This is a genomic window from Microcoleus sp. N9_A1 (genome assembly GCF_036701795.1).
Lineage (GTDB): Bacteria > Cyanobacteriota > Cyanobacteriia > Cyanobacteriales > Microcoleaceae > Microcoleus.
The window spans coordinates 69,663-87,745 of record NZ_JAUBRI010000025.1 but is presented as its reverse complement, the minus strand read 5'-3'; the positions used below and the strand labels follow the sequence as shown (position 1 = coordinate 87,745).

34 protein-coding genes are annotated in these 18,083 nt (G+C 41.1%); 3 read left to right on the top strand and 31 right to left on the bottom strand.

Going from position 1 to position 18,083, the window contains the following annotated elements; all coding sequences use genetic code 11:
- The first annotated feature begins 107 nt into the window (after window positions 1–107).
- Both QUA58_RS14105 and QUA58_RS14100 read left to right on the top strand, forming a co-directional pair.
- Window positions 108–293, top strand: a complete 186-nt coding sequence (locus QUA58_RS14105) for a hypothetical protein (RefSeq protein WP_333394575.1) — start codon at window positions 108–110, stop codon at window positions 291–293.
- Window positions 294–367: 74 nt separating this feature from the next.
- Window positions 368–967, top strand: a complete 600-nt coding sequence (locus QUA58_RS14100; RefSeq protein WP_333394573.1) for a hypothetical protein — start codon at window positions 368–370, stop codon at window positions 965–967.
- Between the two features lie 76 nt (window positions 968–1,043).
- Here QUA58_RS14100 and QUA58_RS14095 read toward each other — a convergent pair whose 3' ends face one another.
- The 21 genes from QUA58_RS14095 to QUA58_RS13995 form a co-directional block, all read right to left on the bottom strand.
- Window positions 1,044–1,280, bottom strand: a complete 237-nt coding sequence (locus QUA58_RS14095) for a hypothetical protein (protein ID WP_333394572.1) — start codon at window positions 1,278–1,280, stop codon at window positions 1,044–1,046.
- 61 nt (window positions 1,281–1,341) lie between these two features.
- A complete protein-coding gene (locus tag QUA58_RS14090; protein ID WP_333394571.1) occupies window positions 1,342–1,950 on the bottom strand; it encodes a hypothetical protein in 609 nt (202 codons plus the stop codon).
- 6 nt (window positions 1,951–1,956) lie between these two features.
- Window positions 1,957–2,466: a thermonuclease family protein gene (locus QUA58_RS14085; RefSeq protein ID WP_333394569.1), complete on the bottom strand. Its 510-nt coding sequence runs from the start codon at window positions 2,464–2,466 to the stop codon at window positions 1,957–1,959.
- 60 nt (window positions 2,467–2,526) lie between these two features.
- Window positions 2,527–3,507, bottom strand: a complete 981-nt coding sequence (locus QUA58_RS14080; RefSeq protein WP_333394568.1) for a hypothetical protein — start codon at window positions 3,505–3,507, stop codon at window positions 2,527–2,529.
- 4 nt (window positions 3,508–3,511) lie between these two features.
- On the bottom strand, window positions 3,512–3,838 hold the full coding sequence (locus QUA58_RS14075) for a hypothetical protein (RefSeq protein WP_333394566.1): 327 nt from the start codon (window positions 3,836–3,838) through the stop codon (window positions 3,512–3,514).
- A 129-nt stretch (window positions 3,839–3,967) separates the two neighbouring features.
- Window positions 3,968–4,219: a hypothetical protein gene (locus QUA58_RS14070; RefSeq protein WP_333394565.1), complete on the bottom strand. Its 252-nt coding sequence runs from the start codon at window positions 4,217–4,219 to the stop codon at window positions 3,968–3,970.
- A gap of 29 nt (window positions 4,220–4,248) precedes the next feature.
- The gene (locus QUA58_RS14065; RefSeq protein ID WP_333394563.1) at window positions 4,249–4,611 is read right to left on the bottom strand and encodes a hypothetical protein; all 363 of its coding nucleotides are present in this window, start codon (window positions 4,609–4,611) and stop codon (window positions 4,249–4,251) included.
- 28 nt (window positions 4,612–4,639) lie between these two features.
- On the bottom strand, window positions 4,640–5,020 hold the full coding sequence (locus tag QUA58_RS14060) for a hypothetical protein (protein ID WP_333394562.1): 381 nt from the start codon (window positions 5,018–5,020) through the stop codon (window positions 4,640–4,642).
- A gap of 2 nt (window positions 5,021–5,022) precedes the next feature.
- Window positions 5,023–5,397, bottom strand: a complete 375-nt coding sequence (locus QUA58_RS14055) for a hypothetical protein (protein ID WP_333394561.1) — start codon at window positions 5,395–5,397, stop codon at window positions 5,023–5,025.
- A gap of 581 nt (window positions 5,398–5,978) precedes the next feature.
- Entirely contained in the window at window positions 5,979–6,254 is a 276-nt protein-coding gene (locus tag QUA58_RS14050) for a hypothetical protein (protein ID WP_333394560.1), read from the bottom strand.
- A 19-nt stretch (window positions 6,255–6,273) separates the two neighbouring features.
- Window positions 6,274–7,191, bottom strand: coding sequence for a DUF5131 family protein (locus QUA58_RS14045; protein ID WP_333394559.1), 918 nt, complete (start codon window positions 7,189–7,191; stop codon window positions 6,274–6,276).
- A gap of 98 nt (window positions 7,192–7,289) precedes the next feature.
- Window positions 7,290–7,658, bottom strand: a complete 369-nt coding sequence (locus QUA58_RS14040; RefSeq protein WP_333394558.1) for a hypothetical protein — start codon at window positions 7,656–7,658, stop codon at window positions 7,290–7,292.
- Between the two features lie 119 nt (window positions 7,659–7,777).
- Window positions 7,778–8,608, bottom strand: coding sequence for a hypothetical protein (locus tag QUA58_RS14035; protein ID WP_333394557.1), 831 nt, complete (start codon window positions 8,606–8,608; stop codon window positions 7,778–7,780).
- Window positions 8,609–8,668: 60 nt separating this feature from the next.
- On the bottom strand, window positions 8,669–9,124 hold the full coding sequence (locus QUA58_RS14030) for a hypothetical protein (protein WP_333394556.1): 456 nt from the start codon (window positions 9,122–9,124) through the stop codon (window positions 8,669–8,671).
- 102 nt (window positions 9,125–9,226) lie between these two features.
- A complete protein-coding gene (locus QUA58_RS14025) occupies window positions 9,227–9,715 on the bottom strand; it encodes a hypothetical protein (protein WP_333394555.1) in 489 nt (162 codons plus the stop codon).
- 93 nt (window positions 9,716–9,808) lie between these two features.
- Window positions 9,809–10,084 (bottom strand): hypothetical protein, encoded by a 276-nt coding sequence (locus QUA58_RS14020; RefSeq protein ID WP_333394554.1) that lies wholly within the window; start codon window positions 10,082–10,084, stop codon window positions 9,809–9,811.
- A gap of 74 nt (window positions 10,085–10,158) precedes the next feature.
- Entirely contained in the window at window positions 10,159–10,377 is a 219-nt protein-coding gene (locus QUA58_RS14015) for a hypothetical protein (RefSeq protein WP_333394553.1), read from the bottom strand.
- Window positions 10,378–10,509: 132 nt separating this feature from the next.
- Entirely contained in the window at window positions 10,510–10,767 is a 258-nt protein-coding gene (locus QUA58_RS14010; RefSeq protein ID WP_333394552.1) for a hypothetical protein, read from the bottom strand.
- A gap of 95 nt (window positions 10,768–10,862) precedes the next feature.
- The gene (locus QUA58_RS14005; RefSeq protein WP_333394551.1) at window positions 10,863–11,459 is read right to left on the bottom strand and encodes an SLOG family protein; all 597 of its coding nucleotides are present in this window, start codon (window positions 11,457–11,459) and stop codon (window positions 10,863–10,865) included.
- 68 nt (window positions 11,460–11,527) lie between these two features.
- Window positions 11,528–12,133 carry an alpha-ketoglutarate-dependent dioxygenase AlkB gene (locus QUA58_RS14000; RefSeq protein ID WP_333394550.1) on the bottom strand — a complete coding sequence of 202 codons (606 nt, stop codon included), beginning with the start codon at window positions 12,131–12,133 and terminating at the stop codon, window positions 11,528–11,530.
- A gap of 82 nt (window positions 12,134–12,215) precedes the next feature.
- On the bottom strand, window positions 12,216–12,500 hold the full coding sequence (locus QUA58_RS13995; protein WP_333394549.1) for a hypothetical protein: 285 nt from the start codon (window positions 12,498–12,500) through the stop codon (window positions 12,216–12,218).
- 156 nt (window positions 12,501–12,656) lie between these two features.
- On the opposite strand from QUA58_RS13995, the gene QUA58_RS13990 reads away from it, so the two are divergent.
- Window positions 12,657–13,367, top strand: a complete 711-nt coding sequence (locus tag QUA58_RS13990) for an IS1 family transposase (protein ID WP_333394548.1) — start codon at window positions 12,657–12,659, stop codon at window positions 13,365–13,367.
- On the opposite strand, the gene QUA58_RS13985 is transcribed toward QUA58_RS13990, so the two are convergent.
- The 10 genes from QUA58_RS13985 to QUA58_RS13940 form a co-directional block, all read right to left on the bottom strand.
- Window positions 13,364–13,546 carry a hypothetical protein gene (locus QUA58_RS13985; protein WP_333394547.1) on the bottom strand — a complete coding sequence of 61 codons (183 nt, stop codon included), beginning with the start codon at window positions 13,544–13,546 and terminating at the stop codon, window positions 13,364–13,366. The genes QUA58_RS13990 and QUA58_RS13985 overlap by 4 nt on opposite strands.
- 169 nt (window positions 13,547–13,715) lie before the next feature.
- Entirely contained in the window at window positions 13,716–14,009 is a 294-nt protein-coding gene (locus QUA58_RS13980) for a hypothetical protein (protein ID WP_333394546.1), read from the bottom strand.
- A gap of 158 nt (window positions 14,010–14,167) precedes the next feature.
- On the bottom strand, window positions 14,168–14,674 hold the full coding sequence (locus tag QUA58_RS13975; RefSeq protein ID WP_333394545.1) for a hypothetical protein: 507 nt from the start codon (window positions 14,672–14,674) through the stop codon (window positions 14,168–14,170).
- Window positions 14,675–14,836: 162 nt separating this feature from the next.
- Window positions 14,837–15,232 (bottom strand): hypothetical protein, encoded by a 396-nt coding sequence (locus QUA58_RS13970; RefSeq protein WP_333394544.1) that lies wholly within the window; start codon window positions 15,230–15,232, stop codon window positions 14,837–14,839.
- A gap of 217 nt (window positions 15,233–15,449) precedes the next feature.
- Entirely contained in the window at window positions 15,450–15,686 is a 237-nt protein-coding gene (locus QUA58_RS13965; RefSeq protein WP_333394543.1) for a hypothetical protein, read from the bottom strand.
- Window positions 15,687–15,701: 15 nt separating this feature from the next.
- Window positions 15,702–16,088 (bottom strand): hypothetical protein, encoded by a 387-nt coding sequence (locus QUA58_RS13960; RefSeq protein ID WP_333394542.1) that lies wholly within the window; start codon window positions 16,086–16,088, stop codon window positions 15,702–15,704.
- A gap of 115 nt (window positions 16,089–16,203) precedes the next feature.
- Window positions 16,204–16,569 (bottom strand): hypothetical protein, encoded by a 366-nt coding sequence (locus QUA58_RS13955; RefSeq protein ID WP_333394541.1) that lies wholly within the window; start codon window positions 16,567–16,569, stop codon window positions 16,204–16,206.
- A 143-nt stretch (window positions 16,570–16,712) separates the two neighbouring features.
- On the bottom strand, window positions 16,713–17,081 hold the full coding sequence (locus tag QUA58_RS13950) for a hypothetical protein (protein ID WP_333394540.1): 369 nt from the start codon (window positions 17,079–17,081) through the stop codon (window positions 16,713–16,715).
- Between the two features lie 29 nt (window positions 17,082–17,110).
- Window positions 17,111–17,497: a hypothetical protein gene (locus tag QUA58_RS13945; RefSeq protein ID WP_333394539.1), complete on the bottom strand. Its 387-nt coding sequence runs from the start codon at window positions 17,495–17,497 to the stop codon at window positions 17,111–17,113.
- A 211-nt stretch (window positions 17,498–17,708) separates the two neighbouring features.
- Window positions 17,709–18,059 carry a hypothetical protein gene (locus tag QUA58_RS13940; protein WP_333394538.1) on the bottom strand — a complete coding sequence of 117 codons (351 nt, stop codon included), beginning with the start codon at window positions 18,057–18,059 and terminating at the stop codon, window positions 17,709–17,711.
- Window positions 18,060–18,083 lie beyond the last annotated feature (24 nt).

Here is an 18,083-nt window from a genome sequence, read left to right as displayed (position 1 = left end):
CCCTCATTCTCTCCTAGCGCGGTGGCTCTAGTTCTTCTTTTGCCACCGTTCTCATCTTTGGTTAGTCTAAACTACAGTAAATAACACTTCCATCCCGTCTGGTACGGTTGTATTCCCTCGACCCCCGCCGGGATATCTCCAATCAGTCATCAGTCATCAGTCATCAGTCATCAGTCATCAGTCATCAGTCATCAGTCATCAGTCATCAGTCATCAGTCATCGGCATCGGCATCGGCATCGGCATCGGGCATCGGGCATTCGATTTTGGGTATTGGGGATTGGGTAAAGGATAGAAGTCATCAGTCATGGGTAATAGGGTAACGATCGGATCATCCTTTGGAGCATTTTACTGTTTGGGTTGGCATTGATGCCGCTTCCGTTCGATCGCTGGGTGGGAGTTTGGCAAGCAAGCTCTCTGGGTGTGATCGGCTGCGGATATTTCGGCTGGCACGACAGCCAGAAAAAAAAGGAACTACTCGAACAGCAAGAGCTCTGGGACTTTGAGCAGCGACTGAAACAACTAGCGCTTGATGCTGCTGTTAACTCCGCTCTCACCGATGTCCTAGTTGAGGAAGTAGTGGTCAAAGAGAAACTTCGGGCTGATGCCTCGGTTGAGGTCTACAAAGCGGAGCTCAGCAGAATTTTGTCCGAGTCATGGCTCACGATCACTCCACCATTCTTGAGCATCTTCTCAAATCTTCACAACCCCCAATACCAGAAACAAAAACTGTTTCTGATTCTCAGTCAGAAACAGAAACAGATTCCGTTTTTGATTCTGTTGTTGATAGTGTGCCTGGTGTGGCAAGAGAGAAAACAGCAGAAGAGAAGAGAGCGGAGTATAGCTGCTGCTCGATCGAAGCTATTGAAATTGATGGAGGAACATGAAGGAGGATGGATTGGGCAACTGATGCACAAACCATTACTAATTTATAACCAAAAAATAAATCTCATAGTAAAATCATTTTAACCTGTGATTTTACTCTGAGATTTATGGATCAGTTAGCAGTTTTCTATTAGGTATTTTGGTGGGAGCCTTAGTGATACTATTCCTCTTTCACTTCATCTAGTAGATTATTCTTCGCAAATAGTCTGAGTCTAACAATGCGAGGTGGTTTATTGCTAAAAAAGCCCCAAGCAATTAATGCAAGCCCAGCAATAAGCTGACCATCCTCATTGCTAATACGCCTGCAGGCTACAAGAAGTTCTGCAATTCCCGCGAGTGCTCCCAAAATAGTTGATAAAGTATCTAATTGATCTTCAGTAGGTTTTTTTAGGTTCATAGTTTGCTACCGATTAAACTAGCAATAGAATCAAGCGTTTCCTATTTGATTTGCCCATAGATTACAGTTTATTACCGGGAAGGATAGCTGTTGGAAATACAAAATTTGGGTCAGCAATATACCTTATGTCAGACTTGACTCGATACATAAAATCAAAGTGTTCGTCAGGATCGCGACCTACAAAACATCCAGCTCCGGCGGTGTGAATGTCGTTCTTAGGGTGGCCGTAGCCGTGGTGCTGATTTATGCCGAAATAACCTTCATCGATCGCATCCCCTGTCCTCATCATGTCCCGGTTCCAATCCCGGTATACCTTGACAGGCCCGACCTGGATGAGAGCTTCGTGCGGTTGAGAGTAACCATGAAGGCCGACTTGCCAAGCTCGATACTGTCCAAAGGCAATTCTAGCGGCTCCATTAGGGTTCATGGGATTGTCGGTGTAATAGTAGCCTGGTTCGGTTGTCGCTTCCCAAGCTGCTTCGATCGTTGGGACTCCTTTGTGAAAAACTAACAGCAGTCGGGCATCATTAAAATGATTTGGAGTATCCGCATTAAGCGTTCCATCCGGGTCCATCCCTTCCACATAAATTATGTTTTTTTCTCCCGCTCGTGTAGCCAATTGGTAATTTTTGGCTTTCATATATTTAACAATTTTTTCAGCTAATTGCATTGTTTTTCAGGATAGATTTAACTTTTTGAACTCGTAAGGAAGAATTAGGTCAGGCTCTGACCAAAGCCCTAATTTTTTACGATTAGCGCTGGCAGTTTCGGTAATAATTCCTCTCAGTAAAGACAATTCTCTGGTGTTATAGGCAAAGCGGTTAAATGGAAGGAAACTGACTCCCATTCCTGCTTTGCATTGAAGAATTTGGATATTCGTTGCTACCGAAACTTTGTTAAGATAACAGTCGCACACCCAGCGATCGAATTGGTCTTTCTCGATAGGAACCGTAATTATTGCTTTTTCTGCCACCAAATTCATCAATGCAACCTTTGCTTTTTGCGCCCATTCCCAGTGTTTCAGTATTTTTGGATCTGTGCTATTTTGTCCAGATTTTTGAGCTTCAGGAGTATCTATCCATCGCAGTCTTACTCTTAGTTCTGCACCTTGAGAATCTAGAGTTAAAGTATCGCCATCAAATACAAATTTAGAAAAGCAGTTATATAAAGATCCTGGAGTAATCATTATTTTAGCCTCAGAAGTATTTTATCTATTGTAGTTTACTGCTGAGGCTGATAACTGCTATTATGACTTCACCCAAACAGGCTGAATCCAAATGCGTTTATTATCTCTCCAGCGCTTGCCTTCACCTGATTCTAACAACCTCCAATGCCCTTGTCTCCAGTGACTACACGGAGAGTTATGAGTTCTTTTTGCTACAGATAATACCGAGGAGTTTTGATAGTTTTTGCCTAGCCATCGGGGATATCTTACATTAGATGAACTTCGATTGATTCGCATAAATCCCTTGTTTTTAGTTTTGATTTCAGATTCGGTAACTGGCATCAATAAGTCTGGTGCAAACTCTAAAGTCAGCAGTACATTTATAACCAAGTTTCGGATGCGTTGGAGGAAAGCTTTATCGTCGATCGAGATGGTATGTCTACCCAAACTTTCATTTTCATCGTAAATCAAAGTACCGTCAGTTTTAACCGCAGTTCCTGAAGTCCACACAGTTTCTAATGAATCTACGGTGCAAATCTGAAAATATCGCTCGTGCTCTAGTGAAAACGGTTTAATATGAATGTTGTGCCAGCTACCGGAATTCCACTCAGGATGTTCACAATCGCTACAAGAAACGGTCAGATAATCGACTTCAGCACCGTCTGGCGTGTAAATTAAGCCTTTGGGTATCGCTAGCAGAAAAGTGGGTAAGGATGGCTGCCAACCTTTCAGGATACCAGGTTTACCAAGTGCATCGGTTTGATCGAAAGCTGTAATTAACGGCTCAGTCAAGCAATAAATAGGAGCATCTTTGATAAACCAAAGAGCTGTTCGGTAGCTATGAATAAATGCCGAAATATCAACTTTCGCATATTCAGAACCGCAACTTGAAAGAGCTACCGAAAGAATTCCGCTCAAAGTATGCCAGTTGATGTAGTTCGGAGGCATTTTGTAAGTGCGATCGCCCCTGATTTCTTTGAGCAAATCTTTCTTGATATCCTCAAGGATTCTTAGACTTCGATCGCGATTAGGATGGTTCTGGTCGAAGATGCTTAATTTCATGGTTTCAAATGTTAACGTAAATGATTCTAATTTTGTTAGCGGGCATCCGTCTCAAGTTAGCTTTAACTCCATAACTAAGACCGTCGTGGACTGCCAACATATAATCAGCAGCTTGACTCATGGCAATATCTTGTGCTGGATACCGACCTGCATTGACGATCGGATAGCCGAAACTCAAACGACTTCCCGTTTCATAAACTTTAACGTTGCGATATTCCAGACTATTTAGAAAGCCTAAAGCTAGTTGGTCAAAACCGCGATAATTCCCAATTAAGATAGTAGCATTTAGCTTTGTGATATTGTGAATTCGTGTCCACATTTCCGCGTTCATTTTCTCAAGTCTTTCGGTTCCGGTAAGAAATACTTGCATAGATTTAGGGTATAATTAATTGACTTGATGTTTTGATTTAATTGACTGTTATATGAACACGATGTAACAGTCAATTTTTCGGATGATTTGTTAGATTCTTTTAAGAAGCATGGCAATTCGATCGTATCGATCGGAATGATAACCGCTGTCAAAAATCCCAAACCGCTTATCAGAATAGTTGATGCCGAGTACCGAGATAACGCAGTAGTGACGGTAGTAGGGGAATAATACGGAGCCTAAATATGGCTCCATATATTCCGTTTCAAACAAAAGTTTTGCCGTCAGCTTTTGATACTGTTGCTGGCTGTTTTGTCCTAAAAGTTCTAAAGTCTGAGTTTGCATTGGTCAACGGTTAGCTAAAGACTACCGCTCTACAGCGAAGCACCACGACTGTAATAATTTAGTCGCTTCACTTGTGTTAATTGTTCGATCGACCACATTTCGGCTAACAATTGACCGATTTCAGCGTAAGTTTCGGGAGACTTAGCAGCTTCAAATCCCTGGGTTATGTCTGCAAGAGAACAGGTGTTACGGTAATAGCAAAAAAGTCTTTGTAGCTCTGGTTTAATATTCAATCTATCCCAACGTAGTCGATTAGTTAATCTTACCGCTGGTCGATGGGCTACGCGCCCGTAAGCTACGTAGAGAATCGCTGAAGGATGGATGAAAGAATGATTGGAATCGTCGATTTTTGTGAGATAGGGGAGTGATATATTAGTTATCGAAAAAGTCACTCCCATACAGCGAAGCATTACTTATTGGCTACCTAGCACCACGACTGTAGTGATTTACTTTTCTTTCTTCTGTTTCTTGTTCGATCGGCCACAGCTTAGCCAAACGCCGACCAATTTCCTCATACTCTTCCATGCGAGAGTGGTAAAAACCATAACCTTCTCCCACATATCCTTCATCACATCCAAACGTTAGAAAGATATAACATCGATCGTCATAAGAAGGGAACAGTTCACCCAATACGGGCTTAATATGTTTCTGTTCCCAGCGAAGTTTAGCTGTTAATTTCTGAAATACTAAGTCTACATCAAATCCAGAATCATCAGAAGTAGACTCAGGATTAGACTCAGGCTTAGGCTCAGGCTCAGGGTCACGAAACTTGTCATTTTTATGCGGAATGCGAATTGCCATAACTATTTACCACGACTGTTGTGATTGATTTTTCTGTCTTCGGTTACTTGATCGATCGGCCACATTTTTGCCAACCGCCGACCAATTTCATCATATTTGTCTAAGCAATCTCGATAAGTTCCATAACCTTCTCCCACATATTCTTCATCACAGTGAGGAGTCAGAAAGATAAAGCAGTAGTCTTTGTAATACGGAAAAAGTTCATCTAACTCTGGCTCAATATTCTTGATTTCCCAGGCTAGTTTAGCCGTAAATTTGGCAAACATTGACTCTTTTGGCTTTGAATTAGAAGGCTCTGACTCTAACTCCGACTTAGGTTGGGGGTCAGGGTCAGAGTTAGGGAACTTACCATTTTTGTTAGGAATGCGAATTGCCATATTATTTGTCCACAAAACTTACAATTTTACAGCGAAGCACTATTTACCAGGACTGATATGTTTGTGATATTGCCGTTTCTGTTTCCGTTGCCGTTCCCGATCGATATGGCAGGGAACGCAAACACATTCGACTTCTAAATGGTTGATGGCATCGTACCCCTTGTAGTGGTCAGATTCATGGCGTTTATCAGCTCCTAAATGACCACAATCTACACGGGATATTACGGGCGTGGGGTAATTTGTTACGTGTGACTGCGTAATTTACACGGTTAAGCGCTTGGTTCTTGTCGCTGTTTCTGCGAGGTTTAGGAGGAAAGCCTCGGGGTTTACGAAGTTCGATCGGAACTCGCTCATATTTTTGTAGATCGAACAATTGCCGACAACTTTTGCAACGGTTGTCTTTGCCATCGCGCGAACTGGCATCCAGATTAAAAAGCCTGACCTTTAACCAAGCTTGGCGAGAAAAACACCATTTCCAACCAGACTTAACATTTTGCTGGTATTCTTTATCCCGCACCAGCCAGACAGAAAAAAGCCAAGCCTCTGAGTAAGTTCAGAGGCTTTGAATGAAGCAGGAATGGCTAGAATTCGGAATCAGAGACAAAGTAGACTCGATCGATACCATGTTTGCTTTGCCATTCGCGGGCTAAATCATTCGCAGTAAAGTTGAAATCTTCCATCAACTTTGCAATATCCCTTTTAGCTGTTGTTATTGCTTCAGAAAAGGATTTGCAAATTCCCCAGTATGTACCATTCTCAAGTGAATATCTCCAATCTCCAGGGGCTGCATCAGTAAGGTGCCAATTTTCGGGGATTTGATCCAATTCGATTTCAATTCCGTCTAGTTCTATAAACATGAGAAAACTCCAAATTACTTCACTGTCTTATCGCGAAGCGCTTTTGCGGGACAGGAAACTGGCGAATTCTTAAATCTTCAGGAAATTCATCGATCGATCCACCTTTCTTATCTTTGAGCTTCAACTTTTGGTAAGTAGTTGCTACTCCTTTGATATAGCAAGCAGTCTGAATGGGATTAGAGCCAAGTTGTTTGACAAAGATTGCCACATCAGACGCTCTTTGACATTGATTGACCATGAATCGAATCCAATCAAGTTGACAGGGGCGCGCACCGGGCCCGGATTCACCCCCAATAATTACTTGATCGATCAAATCTAGCCATTCCTTCTTAATGCTTACCAATTCTAGTAAAGGCTCACAGCTTAGAAATCTGACTGCTGCTGGTGTTTCCAACACATGAATAATTCTTTTGGTAGATTCTTGATTCTCCACCGTGGTACCTATCCACAGATTTGGAATCGGCCAGACAAACTCTGACTGCGGTAGCTTGAATTTTCGTCTCAAATCCTCTACGTGTTTTCTGATTGGTTCCTGTGCCGATCGAAAATAGTCCGGCATCCGCTCCGGGCGTTTTGTGAGAATTTGGAAGGTGTGCTGAGACGCTATCACCATATAAGCAAAAGCTAAATCTAGCCAATCAACACTGACCCAATCCCCAAAGCAGTCAGTCATGGAGAAGGCGAAAACTCTTTCACCTTTTTTCATTTTCACCAATTTTGACATGATGATTTCTGAGAAAACCAAGTTTTCGGGGACTTGACCTGTGTAGGCTAAACCACTGGCAAAGATGAAGTAATTGCTTAGATTCATTGCTTCGGCATAACAATGAGTACATCCTGGACTGATTTTATGGCACCAGTGTCCGCCATGTTTGCCGTCAGCTTTTACTAAATGGATTGGGTTGACCGTGATGTCGCACCATTGAATATTGCTCATGTGTTTTTTTCAGTTTTTTGAGGGTTATCGCACATTAATTAAGCGCGTATCGCTTGCGCTAATTAATGTGCGTATGTGTATATAGAAAAAGCAGAGAATTAGCTAATTATGGTGACATCCACGTTGTAGACGGCATTACCTTCAAGTAACTTTTCTGATGTGTGACTTCGGATTGGTTGATCAGACTTGAGGTAGATAGTGCAATCTCCATCGGCTCCATCGCTGTTCGTAGCTTGCGGGCGCGAAGCGCATCGACTGTGCCATGCCCAAGACACTGTTTCCAGTAATTCAGCGGGAGAGGAATCTGTTACCCATTGCCAGTCAGAATTGTAAAATTGAGGTAAAAACCGTTGACCGTTTTCTTCGGCAACAGCTTTTTTGAGAAAATCTATTACATATTCCTTGAACAACTTAATAATGTGCTGTTCATTACCTGTGGCGCTAGTTACTTTGATTGTTTTCAGCATCAGATTACCTTTCTTTGACAGAGATTGAATTGAGTGGATAGTCGAGTCAGTTCGATCGCCATAAATAAGGACGATCGAACTGAACAGAAATTCAGAGGATTACTCCCCTGAATGTTGGATTATTTGCCTTTAAGTTGCTTCACAGGTTGTTGTTCAGATTCAACAACTTCAGCGCCCTTACCCGCTGCAAGAGCTAAACCTGAATCAGAAGCAGAACCTAAGCACATTGCCTGATTCTCAATCAGTCGAGGATCGCTGCAATGACGGATACCATTTTTCTCGTCTTCAAAGATCATACGAGCAGCTTTTACGGCAGCCTCTTCAAAAGGATTTCCGATCGGACGAGTGGTGATGGCTAAGTAGTAGTAAGGGCCATAATTGCCTTCACTTTGTACCATCTCGAATCGGAAAATGTTTGCGAAATAAGCGTCTGATGCTTTGTTGAGTGCATATTGACTGTGATCGCCTTGCATACCTTCAGCAACCCAAGAATTGAATGCCTCTCGCCCAAAACATTCGACTAAGCCTTTCATTTTGTCCTGAGATTGACGATGGATGAGAAAGGTACTTAACTCAGAACATTTTTCATGAAAGTGAGTTTTCATTCCCCCGGCTACTGGAATGCCCCAGATTTCGGTGAATTGCTCATTTTCGTAGTGAGGTTTGAAAGTGAGAGTTTTCTGTCCGATCGCGCAAATAGCCATCTCAACAAATTCACCACGGGTCAGTCCAGCTTTCTCGGCTTTACTGCTGTTCATTCCTTTGGTATCGCCAGTGACAAACATTCCGAATTCACGGCTACAGTTAGCTCTGTAACGGCTGGGGATTGTAGGAATGCGAAAAGCAAATCCGTCTACGATTATTGGGTTTTCCATTTTCGTTTTTGGTTTAGTTTGTGGCTGAGTTTTTGGTTTTGTTTCAGGTTTTGTTTCAGGTTGAGTTTCTTTCACTAAAAAGTAAAAGAAACTCACTATATTTCAGCGAAGCACTACCTTGGCTTTAGATTTATTTTAAGGCTTTAAGTAGTGAACATGAACCGCTAATCCTGGCACTTTATGCTCAGTTTTCTTGATAGCAATCGCCCGCTGTTTCCGTAACATTTCCAAGTACGGAGAAGTGAGAAGCGCTTCATGTTTTGTTTCTGCTTCTGTAAGAAGTTGTTGCAAATCATCAATGTAACTTTGGCTGCGATCGATTTCAGTTGGGTTCGATCGACAGACTTTCTCGTATTCACGGCTGATATCCTCATCTAACCGAACGACACTAAGGTTTTTGTCATCGTAGCGAGTTCGTAGCTGGATAACTATTTTGGCATTGTCGTCGTTATAGACAACGTTTTTGCGAGAGTTGTTGGATTCAATAATGTCGAAACCTTCAAGAATAGCATCAGGTTCGATCGCATCAGCTTCAACTTTTAATCTTTCAATCTGATTGCGAATTTCAGCAAGTCTTTTGAGGTGTTTCATGGTAGAATTGTTGGGTGGAAATACCTGAACTGAATCTAAAAGCGGTTAGTCCTACGCTAACCGCTTTTCTGTGTGTTTTTTCTGTGTGTCTGAGCTGGTTTTCTACCAACTAAGAGCGTTTAGTGCTGCTTGTTGCGGAGTTCCAGTAAACTCATCTTCAAGCGTTGAATTATCGAATAATCCAGCTTCATGAGCATCAGCAAGTTCTTGATGGATACAATCAACGTCGTACTCTCTCAAGTCTGTTGCTTCTTGTAAGTCATCAAACGGCAGATGTCGATCGAAATGCTTGAAATCCTTGTTAATGAACCATTCAGGCTGCATTTCGATCGACTCAAGATGATTTTCAAGCCATTTCAGGAAGGCAAACTTAACTTGATCAGGCGTGAATAAACTGCACTGCTGACAATCCAATGCCTGAAGCCGATCGACGATTTCATCCAGATTGATAAGTTTGCCGATCGCTTCAAGGAGCATCTGGTCTGCTGTTTTTTCAGGAATGAAAGTTTCAACAGTTTCACAATCAAGATTAGAATTGATTGCCAATTGTTGAACAGTTTGTGCTAAAGTAGGAAAAGATGGAATTGACATATTTGTTACCTTTGACAGAGTAATAGAGTAGGAATCAGTACCCCTCGGCGAAGCCTTCACGAAGGGTACTTTTGTTTTAAGTTCTTCGCTTGCTCAGAGGGAAGGCAAATTAATTCGGAAAACCTCATCGTCAGCTTCAACAACGTTGTAAATATCGTTGCTCATGTGTTCGAGTTTGGCTTTAAACCAATGCACAAACGCTAACTTGACATCAGAATCGTCGTACATCTGACAGTCACAGATGCAGCGAAATTTAAGCGTTTCTACGATCGCGTCAACATCGAATATCTTTTCAGTTATTAAAAGATAGTCCATATCTTCTTCTGACCAAGTTTGACGCTTTTCATATCGATCGGTAAATCCTTTCATTCAAAAAAAAAACAGAACACTCCCTTACAGCGAAGCATTTCTGTTTTTGTTTCTATTTTTGTTTCTGGGATGCCTTACCATTTAATACGATCGATTTGCGCCTCAGACATAAATCGACCGTCATTAAACTCGTAAATCCAGCCAGTAGGAATTACGGGAGCTTCGTCTGGTACATAATGTCTAGAAACGACGTAGCCATTGATATTGTATTCTGGGAGTGGGATTGCCCATTCGGGTTCAGTATTCCATTCAAGGGAGCGGTAATCTTCGATTTCAGTCTTTTTAATCAACATAAATAATTCTCGGTAAAGTAAAACAACACTTCCTCATTGCGAAGCACCTTTACGAGAAACTTTGCTATTCAAATTCCCAGTAACAGTAATGCTACCGGGAACAATGTTGATTCTGAATTTCTGTTACTGGGCTTAAATCTGAGCTTGATCTTGATCTTGAGCTTGAGATTGAGCCAAAGAGTTTAGCAGATAAAGAAGACTAGCAGCAGCAACGGTAGTATATTTCGTGGTTTGTGGTTTGCCGTCATTTGTATCAGGAACAGAACGCTTGATTAAGTAAGAACTGTCGGAGATGCGATCGCAACTGATAATGTCTCCACGTTCGATCGCACCCTTCGCTAGTTTTGTGATTCGAGCATGAATATGGGTCATGACTACTTTTTTCTTCATGTTGAGTTTCTGGTTGAGTTTTTGGTTAAGTTTCTGGTTGAGTTTTTGGTTGGTCAGATGTCCCCCTGGTGGGAGGGGGATACGATGAAAAACAGCTAGAACAGACTTAACTGTTGATAAGCGGGTTCGACAACCACGAACCGAGATTCAGCAGGGATGTACTGATAAATGAGGAGATTACGAGCACGCGCCATCTTGAAAGTTAAAGCAGTTCCACCACCAACACCGTGAGGATCACCGGAGAAAACTGCTAGGCAAATGTCCGATCGTTTCACCATCCACAAATTCCGAGCCTGCATGACACCTGGACTGTAATTCTTGTAAAGGCAGACTTGATCAGTTGCTTGCTCCAGCAACTTTTTGTAATGACTTTGCTGACGAGGTTTCCAGAGAAGATGTTGATCAGCGCAAGGAATCACGGCTGTCCATTTGAGTTTACGGTGAACCAAAATCTCTGCTGCAACTTGGTCAGTGCCGAGTGCCATTCCACAGTAGAATTTAGTCACACCTTGATTCACTGCCATTGTGATAAGTTTATCGATCGGAATGTTGTAATCGAACCAGCGATGTCCAGTAATCATTGCTGTGTTGTATTCTTTTACATCAAACAATTCATCAAAATTGTATTGAGTCTCGCGGTTAAGACTTCGATTGACTCGTTGTTGTAAAGCAGGAATATTGCTTGCTGCCATGAGTTGTTTCTCTGAAAAAAATTAACAATTCATGGCGAAGCATTACTTATTTTTGTGTTATTTTTTGGCTAATAAACTTGGCGAATGGTCAAGTTTAATCTGCCGTTATTCTTGAGTAAATTGGAGGTTTTTGGTAGGATTCTTTGGACTCCGTGATAGGCTAAACGGCTGTCACCGTGAAGAATAACGACATCGCCCGATCGTAAGAGGATGCCTTCGACTGGATCTTTGCGACTGCGGTTACTACCGATGACAAAACTGCAATCATCACCGAGAGATATTGAAATAATGCAGGGTTTGAGGTTGCGCTCGGTATTATCTTGATGCAAACCCAACTTACTTTTAGCGGTGGCTGGGTAAAAGTTGATTAAGCAGGTTTCAGGTTGATAATTAGGTTCATCAACTAATTTGGCTAAACTTTGAGCAATTTCTATCAACTCTGTTGGCAGTGCTGCGAATGGCTGATTATTTACTGGATTGATGGGTGAATAACGATAGCCTTTTCGATCGGATAGCCAGCCAACAATCCCGCAACTGGTTTGGCTACAGTTGAATTTCAGACCAGACGGCATCACCGGAATTGTCATCCCGCCGTTGGCTCTGGCTATATTTCGAGTAAGTTCAACGAGATTGTGTTGTTCAGAAACAGAAAAATAGTTTTTGAGGTGCAGCATAATTTTTGGGTAATGGCAAATCTTTGTGTGGATCTAAAAAAAAATCTCTAGCGGGTGTTAGAGATTTTCTACTTTGGCTTTGCTATTTACACTCATTATCTTGCTTAATCACAACTTCGCCCAGATTGCCATGAACTCCGCCTCTAACTAAACAAAATTTCTTTCTTGTCCAGGGGTGGCTAAACACAATCGTTCCATGCTGGCCATAACTGCCACCAATTCCGCTATTGGTTTCACTATTCCAACTAATCAACGTTGCTACATTGCTACCTGCTTTACCTGCAACTTTTGCATCAATACCTCTAAAGGTTGATTTTATGGTTAACCCGCTGGGCAAAGGGATTTTCGCTCTACAAATTCCGCTCAAACATTCAGCAATTGCTGGCTTATCACCTGTATAGATGGCTACACTTCTAACTTCGCCATAATTTACGATTGCGTCATATCTACTTTGGGTAGTCCTGCATAGCAAGGAAAATGTGTTATAATTTTATTCTTTATAACCTACATTAAATTTTAGCTTATGAACTGTCCCAAGTGTAACTCTGAATACATATTGAAAAATGGTCGCACTCGCTCCGGGAAGCAAAATTTTAAATGTCGAGATTGTGGAAGACAATTCGTCATGACTCCCAGACATCAACCGATTTCATCAGGAACAAAAGAGTTGATAGATCGACTTTTATTAGAAAAGATATCTCTGGCTGGGATTGTGAGGGCGACTGGGGTTTCGGAACGGTGGTTGCAATACTATGTTAATAAAAAATTAGGATCTGTAAAAAGAGAAGTAGAAGTGAAGTCAAAAAAGAAAGGGAAGCTAATAATTCAATGTGATGAAATGTGGTCATTTGTAGGCAATAAGGATAACAAGCAGTGGATTTGGCTGGCAATTGATGCATCAACCAAAGAAATTGTAGGAGTATATATTGGCAAAAGAGATCAAGCTGGCGCTCAAGGATTATGGGATTCTTTGCCACCTGTTTATCGTCAATGTGCCGTAAGTTATACAGACTTTTGGAGCGCCTATGGAACAGTTTTTCCTAAAAAAAGATACAAGGCAGTAGGAAAGGAGACTGGTCTGACAAACTATATAGAAAGATTTAATAATACGATGAGACAAAGAATATCTAGATTGGTGAGAAAAACTCTTTCATTCTCCAAAAAACTCTCCAATCATATTGGGGCTATTTGGTATTTTATTCATGAGTATAACGCCAGTTTATCTATCAATTAAAACCCTGGATTTTCCTTGCTATGCAGGACTACCCTACTTTGTTTCGCTGTTTGAATTAACTGAACATGAGCTGCTGTAACTTTTGCATAACCTATCAATGCTGTTCCACCCAAAATTGCTACTGCTGCTAATTCACCAGCAATTACAATCGATACCAAAGATTCAACTAAATTAGCCATGAGAAATACCTGAATAACGACAGTGAACTGTATTTACAGCTCACTCTCTTATCGCGAAGCGCCCTCACCAACAAACTTCAATTGCTCTTTCTCTTAATTCTTCAAAAAGCCCCAGCATCCATTACAGACACTGAGGCTTTTCTATATTTAAGTTCGATCGAAATGAGACTTAAAATTCATCATTTTTATTGGCATATTCTTTCTTATTTGCATAATATTCAGTACGAATTTGCATCAATTCTTCAGTTGAATATCCAAACTGTTTGACGAATTCCAGAATTTCCGGCAGTAGCATTGAATGGATTTTGTACTCTAACCATTCAACTTTGAAAAGCTCGTACAAATCTAAACCTTTGAGTTCGGTATCATTGTCAGCCTTGAATTGTGACCAAGCCATGATACGAACAGCATCCCGCAAGTTAGCCGCTTCTTTCTCAGATTTAGTCAAGATTGTAATAGCCATAATAAGCCTCTAGGTAAAGTACACAAACAAAATTTCTAAATCAATCCCTTATGGCGAAGCCCTACAAAATGGTTAACTTTGCGGTTGCTTTTTTCTTTAACAAATTAGGAAATAAGAGTTAAATATTCTGGATTACTCCAAAATATTTAACTCTTATTCTACCATTCGATCGACTCAATCATTTTCGATCGATAACCTTTCGCTTGATTTAATTGCCACAAAACTAAACTAAATCTTTCCTCACTCATAATGCGAGGGACAGAATGGATTTGCTTACAATTAAACTTCACAATTTCACCATCATCTAACACACAGCTTTTGCCATCAACGACAAACTCTGCAATGCCAATATTTAGGGAAACTGCGATCGGTCTACCATACCCATGATCTCGATGATCGGCAATCAATCCACTACTGCCACCTCTTTTGTTGCCATGATAAGTCAACAAACCTATATCACAGCCTGGATAAAGTCTTTGGCAAAGCTGATACAACCTTTCGTCATAAAACCCAAGGCTGACTTGTCCGTTGCCAAGATGGACTTTGTTAAATAGCCAAAGTTCTAACCTTTTCTTGGTTAAGCTACTATGGCTATATTCCATTTCGCCAACTAAACCTCTCAAATACTCTTTTAATTCAGACAGATTTGGGATAACTTTCTTCATCTTTTCCATGATAGGCTCCTAATGACAATATTTCACTCACCTCCTTATCGCGAAGCGACCCTAACAGATAATCTCCTGTAGGTTCTTCTCTTTCGTTCGATAGATTGATAGATTGATGATGGAAAGTACAAACTCTCCACCATCAATATGAGCTAATTCAGGCTAAAACACATCTTCAACATCGTACTCTTGTTGTTGAGAATAAGCATTGCCATTGACGTTGCTGACATTACCATTGCCATTACTATTGCCATTTGATGTTCTGTTGGATTTCCCAGCAGCAGCCGTAGTTTTATTGGCATAGTATTTCGATCGAATGCCCAACAATTCTGCTTCGGAAAACTCTAGACTTTTGGCAAAAGCAAGAAGTTCTTCGTAAGTTTTGTCATGAATGTCTTCAACTTTCCACTCTGCATCGAATATCGCATAACCGCCATATTCGAGATCCTTGAGTTCTTCTTTGTTAGTAGCTTTGTACTCTTCCCATGCGAGAATTCTGAGTGCATCAATCAACAAACTACGCTTTTTAGCAGTTTTGGAAAGAAAAGTAATAGCCATGATGAAATTCCTTTGGTGTAATGGATTATGGAAAAGATAGATAACCTACCTCAACTCTCTATCGCGAAGCGCCCTCACCGATAATTTTCTGGGTAAGCTTGCTCTGAAAATTTGATGATGATGGAAAGATAAACTCGCCATCATCTATTTAAGTTAATGGTTAATCATCAGCAAAAGTTTCTGATGGATAAGGTTGTGCAATCGAGTAGTAGCATTCTCAATAAAACAACAATCCTTCGACTGAGAAACCTCTTTCTGTTGCTAATTGAGTAAGTTGACTCAAATTCATCGATCGAATCTTACTCTGTCTCCAGCGACTGTAGAATCTGGTGTAACGCTGGTTTAAATCTTCACGAATCTGAGGATTTGTATCAAACACCTCCCATGCGAGCACACGGAACGCATCACGTAGGCGTAGGGTTTTCTGTTCAGTTTGTGTATCTAGTTGCATCATGTTTCTGTTCTCCTGTTACTTGCGCGGGAAAATATCTTCTAAAAGCTGAATGAGACTGTCTTTGTTATCGATCGCCATCCTTAGTGCGTAAGGAAATAGCGTATCTGGTTCTGTTTCAAATTGGACTTTACCGCTTAAACGGGAAGACGGAAATGATACTTGAACAAAAGTCGATCGAGGAGTTAGTACCAGTTGGTATCTTTTATCACCCTTATTTTTGTAGCCAACGTATTGCTGTTTATTGAAAGGCAATAATTTCGTATTCTTTCCCACCCAATACTCTGCGATTGAAAACAAACTTGTTCCGCCTTCAATGTTGTTAATTTGGGTAGAAAGCAAATGAGGTACACCATCAACAATTTCAAATCGTTGAATTAAGTCGTAAACTATTTTGTCAGTCATTTGATTTTTTTGTGTGTTAATGAACAGGATTGTGTAAGTTTCTCTTCAAATACTGAGGAGAAATGAAGAGAAAATTACGATCCTCCTTCGCAGGGCTAACGCTAACGCTACTTAGCTAGTTTTTCTTGCAACGAATTACTTCAGCAACAAACTCAGGAGTTAAGCCACGTACTTTAATTTCAAACGGGAAATCTTTAATCCGCTTGGCTTTTCTGGGTTCAGCTTCTTTCTTGAGTGTGTACCCGCCAACTGTAGCTACTAAGTTTAGATATGTAGTAGCCTCAGTTTTCGATCGAATCCCTATGTACGTAATGAAGGATTCAAATCCTGATGCAGCATCCGGCATTTTTTCCCAATTGAATTGATTATTGGTTGTGCCGACAATCGTGATTCGATCGCTCAATTTTACTACAACGTAACTTCCGTGCGGCGAGGTTTCAATAACTTCACCTTCAACACCTGCGAAATTGATTTTGTTCATGATTAAGTTTCTAGTAAATAACTCAACACTTCAAAGCGAAGCAAAACATTAACAAACCTTGGAAACAGTTTCTGTGATTGTTTCTAGGATTGTTTCTAGGATTGTTTCTAGGATTGTTTCTAGGATTGTTAATGTTTTTGTAGCTAAGCAGGATGAGGAAAATGCTGTAGAGTTTGAATAAGATACTCAGGAGAAAGCCCGATCGCTCTCACTTGATAGGGATAGCCACGAACAAATTTGGAAAAACAGACATCCTCATTCGGAGTTCCGCCAGCTTTGGTGATTGTGTCTTTGATAAGTTCAGCTTCGTTGTAGGTATGTGTCCCTACATACAAGACAAACCGCTCTGATAGAAAACCTGCGAGATTGTCCGTTGTTTCATCCCAAGTAAATCGGCTTGTGTAAATGCCTTTGATAGCGATCCGATCGGATAATCGGAAAATAAAACAGCCGTGGTGCGGAGACAACGCCAACACCTCAGCTTGAATTCCACCGAAATTAATTCTTTCCATTTCAGTAATCTTGTTATTTCAGCATCACTTTACAGCGAAGCATAGACCTCTTCTCTTTCTACTGAAGTGACAGGCACAGGAGATGGAACAAACGACTTGAAACGAGCTTGATGTTGAATCCTGTGCTGATTACCTATCGATTGAAACACCTCTTTGACATTCTTGAGGCGAAGATGCTGAAGATTGATTGAACCTTGCGAATACTGTTGCCACAATCCTTGCTGGTACAGGTGCAGGCACATATAGAAAGCGTAATCTGGCAAAACTAACACTGGACATTTGATGCCTGTGAGATAAGGCTGAAATTCCTTCACTGGTTCCCCTAACTTATGTTTGCTACCTTTATTAATCAACCAGAAATCTGCTTCCGGGAAATTGTTTTTCACAATCCAGTCAAACAGGGATAAGTTTTCCATTTCGTTTGGGGAATAACATCAAATCCCCCAAACGAAGTATTTTCATTTCTCTTTTTTGAATTTAACTCACGTACATAGTCTGTACCTGTATCTGTGCATAGCGCGCACATGACCGTTACATGACCGTTACATGACCGTTACATGAGCATTGGGAAACAGAAACCTTTGGCTATGCGGTTCCTGTTTCCGAGTTAGAAGTTACCAGAAAATACTAACTTTCATCACGGCTGTCGATTTCCCAGGACAGAAGTTTTTCTTCAGTTCCTTGTTCTGTTTCCACAATATACTCAAAATATTGAGCAATTGTTGCTGAAGGAACGATCGACTTAACTGTAACTACCCCACAGACAGTCAAATAGAGGCTACCAACCTGGATGACATCGCCGTTGACACACAGCGGGAGTTGGCAAGAGAAGTGATATTCCTTCCTACCATCCACGCAAACATAGACACCGCCTCGCCAAACTAAATTCTGGCTAACTGGCAAATCAAATTCAGACTGGTCTGGACGGGAAATTGGGGTGACTAGCTTCTTTCCTGTTGCTGTAACTGTAAGTGACATACTCCCACGTCAAGCTGAGTACAG

What these genes read in the sequence shown, in the direction of transcription:
- QUA58_RS13975 (WP_333394545.1), bottom strand. Translation starts at nt 14,674, where the DNA reads ATGAAGAAAGTTATCCCAAATCTGTCTGAATTAAAAGAGTATTTGAGA.
- QUA58_RS14100 (WP_333394573.1), top strand. Translation starts at nt 368, where the DNA reads ATGCCGCTTCCGTTCGATCGCTGGGTGGGAGTTTGGCAAGCAAGCTCT.
- QUA58_RS13965 (WP_333394543.1), bottom strand. Translation starts at nt 15,686, where the DNA reads ATGATGCAACTAGATACACAAACTGAACAGAAAACCCTACGCCTACGT.
- QUA58_RS13990 (WP_333394548.1), top strand. Translation starts at nt 12,657, where the DNA reads ATGAACTGTCCCAAGTGTAACTCTGAATACATATTGAAAAATGGTCGC.
- QUA58_RS14070 (WP_333394565.1), bottom strand. Translation starts at nt 4,219, where the DNA reads ATGCAAACTCAGACTTTAGAACTTTTAGGACAAAACAGCCAGCAACAG.
- QUA58_RS14055 (WP_333394561.1), bottom strand. Translation starts at nt 5,397, where the DNA reads ATGGCAATTCGCATTCCTAACAAAAATGGTAAGTTCCCTAACTCTGAC.
- QUA58_RS14095 (WP_333394572.1), bottom strand. Translation starts at nt 1,280, where the DNA reads ATGAACCTAAAAAAACCTACTGAAGATCAATTAGATACTTTATCAACT.
- QUA58_RS13980 (WP_333394546.1), bottom strand. Translation starts at nt 14,009, where the DNA reads ATGGCTATTACAATCTTGACTAAATCTGAGAAAGAAGCGGCTAACTTG.
- QUA58_RS13960 (WP_333394542.1), bottom strand. Translation starts at nt 16,088, where the DNA reads ATGACTGACAAAATAGTTTACGACTTAATTCAACGATTTGAAATTGTT.
- QUA58_RS14020 (WP_333394554.1), bottom strand. Translation starts at nt 10,084, where the DNA reads ATGAAAGGATTTACCGATCGATATGAAAAGCGTCAAACTTGGTCAGAA.
- QUA58_RS13970 (WP_333394544.1), bottom strand. Translation starts at nt 15,232, where the DNA reads ATGGCTATTACTTTTCTTTCCAAAACTGCTAAAAAGCGTAGTTTGTTG.
- QUA58_RS14005 (WP_333394551.1), bottom strand. Translation starts at nt 11,459, where the DNA reads ATGGCAGCAAGCAATATTCCTGCTTTACAACAACGAGTCAATCGAAGT.
- QUA58_RS14015 (WP_333394553.1), bottom strand. Translation starts at nt 10,377, where the DNA reads ATGTTGATTAAAAAGACTGAAATCGAAGATTACCGCTCCCTTGAATGG.
- QUA58_RS14060 (WP_333394562.1), bottom strand. Translation starts at nt 5,020, where the DNA reads ATGGCAATTCGCATTCCGCATAAAAATGACAAGTTTCGTGACCCTGAG.
- QUA58_RS13950 (WP_333394540.1), bottom strand. Translation starts at nt 17,081, where the DNA reads ATGGAAAGAATTAATTTCGGTGGAATTCAAGCTGAGGTGTTGGCGTTG.
- QUA58_RS13940 (WP_333394538.1), bottom strand. Translation starts at nt 18,059, where the DNA reads ATGTCACTTACAGTTACAGCAACAGGAAAGAAGCTAGTCACCCCAATT.
- QUA58_RS14010 (WP_333394552.1), bottom strand. Translation starts at nt 10,767, where the DNA reads ATGAAGAAAAAAGTAGTCATGACCCATATTCATGCTCGAATCACAAAA.
- QUA58_RS14000 (WP_333394550.1), bottom strand. Translation starts at nt 12,133, where the DNA reads ATGCTGCACCTCAAAAACTATTTTTCTGTTTCTGAACAACACAATCTC.
- QUA58_RS14080 (WP_333394568.1), bottom strand. Translation starts at nt 3,507, where the DNA reads ATGAAATTAAGCATCTTCGACCAGAACCATCCTAATCGCGATCGAAGT.
- QUA58_RS14045 (WP_333394559.1), bottom strand. Translation starts at nt 7,191, where the DNA reads ATGAGCAATATTCAATGGTGCGACATCACGGTCAACCCAATCCATTTA.
- QUA58_RS14090 (WP_333394571.1), bottom strand. Translation starts at nt 1,950, where the DNA reads ATGCAATTAGCTGAAAAAATTGTTAAATATATGAAAGCCAAAAATTAC.
- QUA58_RS13985 (WP_333394547.1), bottom strand. Translation starts at nt 13,546, where the DNA reads ATGGCTAATTTAGTTGAATCTTTGGTATCGATTGTAATTGCTGGTGAA.
- QUA58_RS13945 (WP_333394539.1), bottom strand. Translation starts at nt 17,497, where the DNA reads ATGGAAAACTTATCCCTGTTTGACTGGATTGTGAAAAACAATTTCCCG.
- QUA58_RS14085 (WP_333394569.1), bottom strand. Translation starts at nt 2,466, where the DNA reads ATGATTACTCCAGGATCTTTATATAACTGCTTTTCTAAATTTGTATTT.
- QUA58_RS14050 (WP_333394560.1), bottom strand. Translation starts at nt 6,254, where the DNA reads ATGTTTATAGAACTAGACGGAATTGAAATCGAATTGGATCAAATCCCC.
- QUA58_RS14040 (WP_333394558.1), bottom strand. Translation starts at nt 7,658, where the DNA reads ATGCTGAAAACAATCAAAGTAACTAGCGCCACAGGTAATGAACAGCAC.
- QUA58_RS14030 (WP_333394556.1), bottom strand. Translation starts at nt 9,124, where the DNA reads ATGAAACACCTCAAAAGACTTGCTGAAATTCGCAATCAGATTGAAAGA.
- QUA58_RS14075 (WP_333394566.1), bottom strand. Translation starts at nt 3,838, where the DNA reads ATGAACGCGGAAATGTGGACACGAATTCACAATATCACAAAGCTAAAT.
- QUA58_RS14025 (WP_333394555.1), bottom strand. Translation starts at nt 9,715, where the DNA reads ATGTCAATTCCATCTTTTCCTACTTTAGCACAAACTGTTCAACAATTG.
- QUA58_RS13955 (WP_333394541.1), bottom strand. Translation starts at nt 16,569, where the DNA reads ATGAACAAAATCAATTTCGCAGGTGTTGAAGGTGAAGTTATTGAAACC.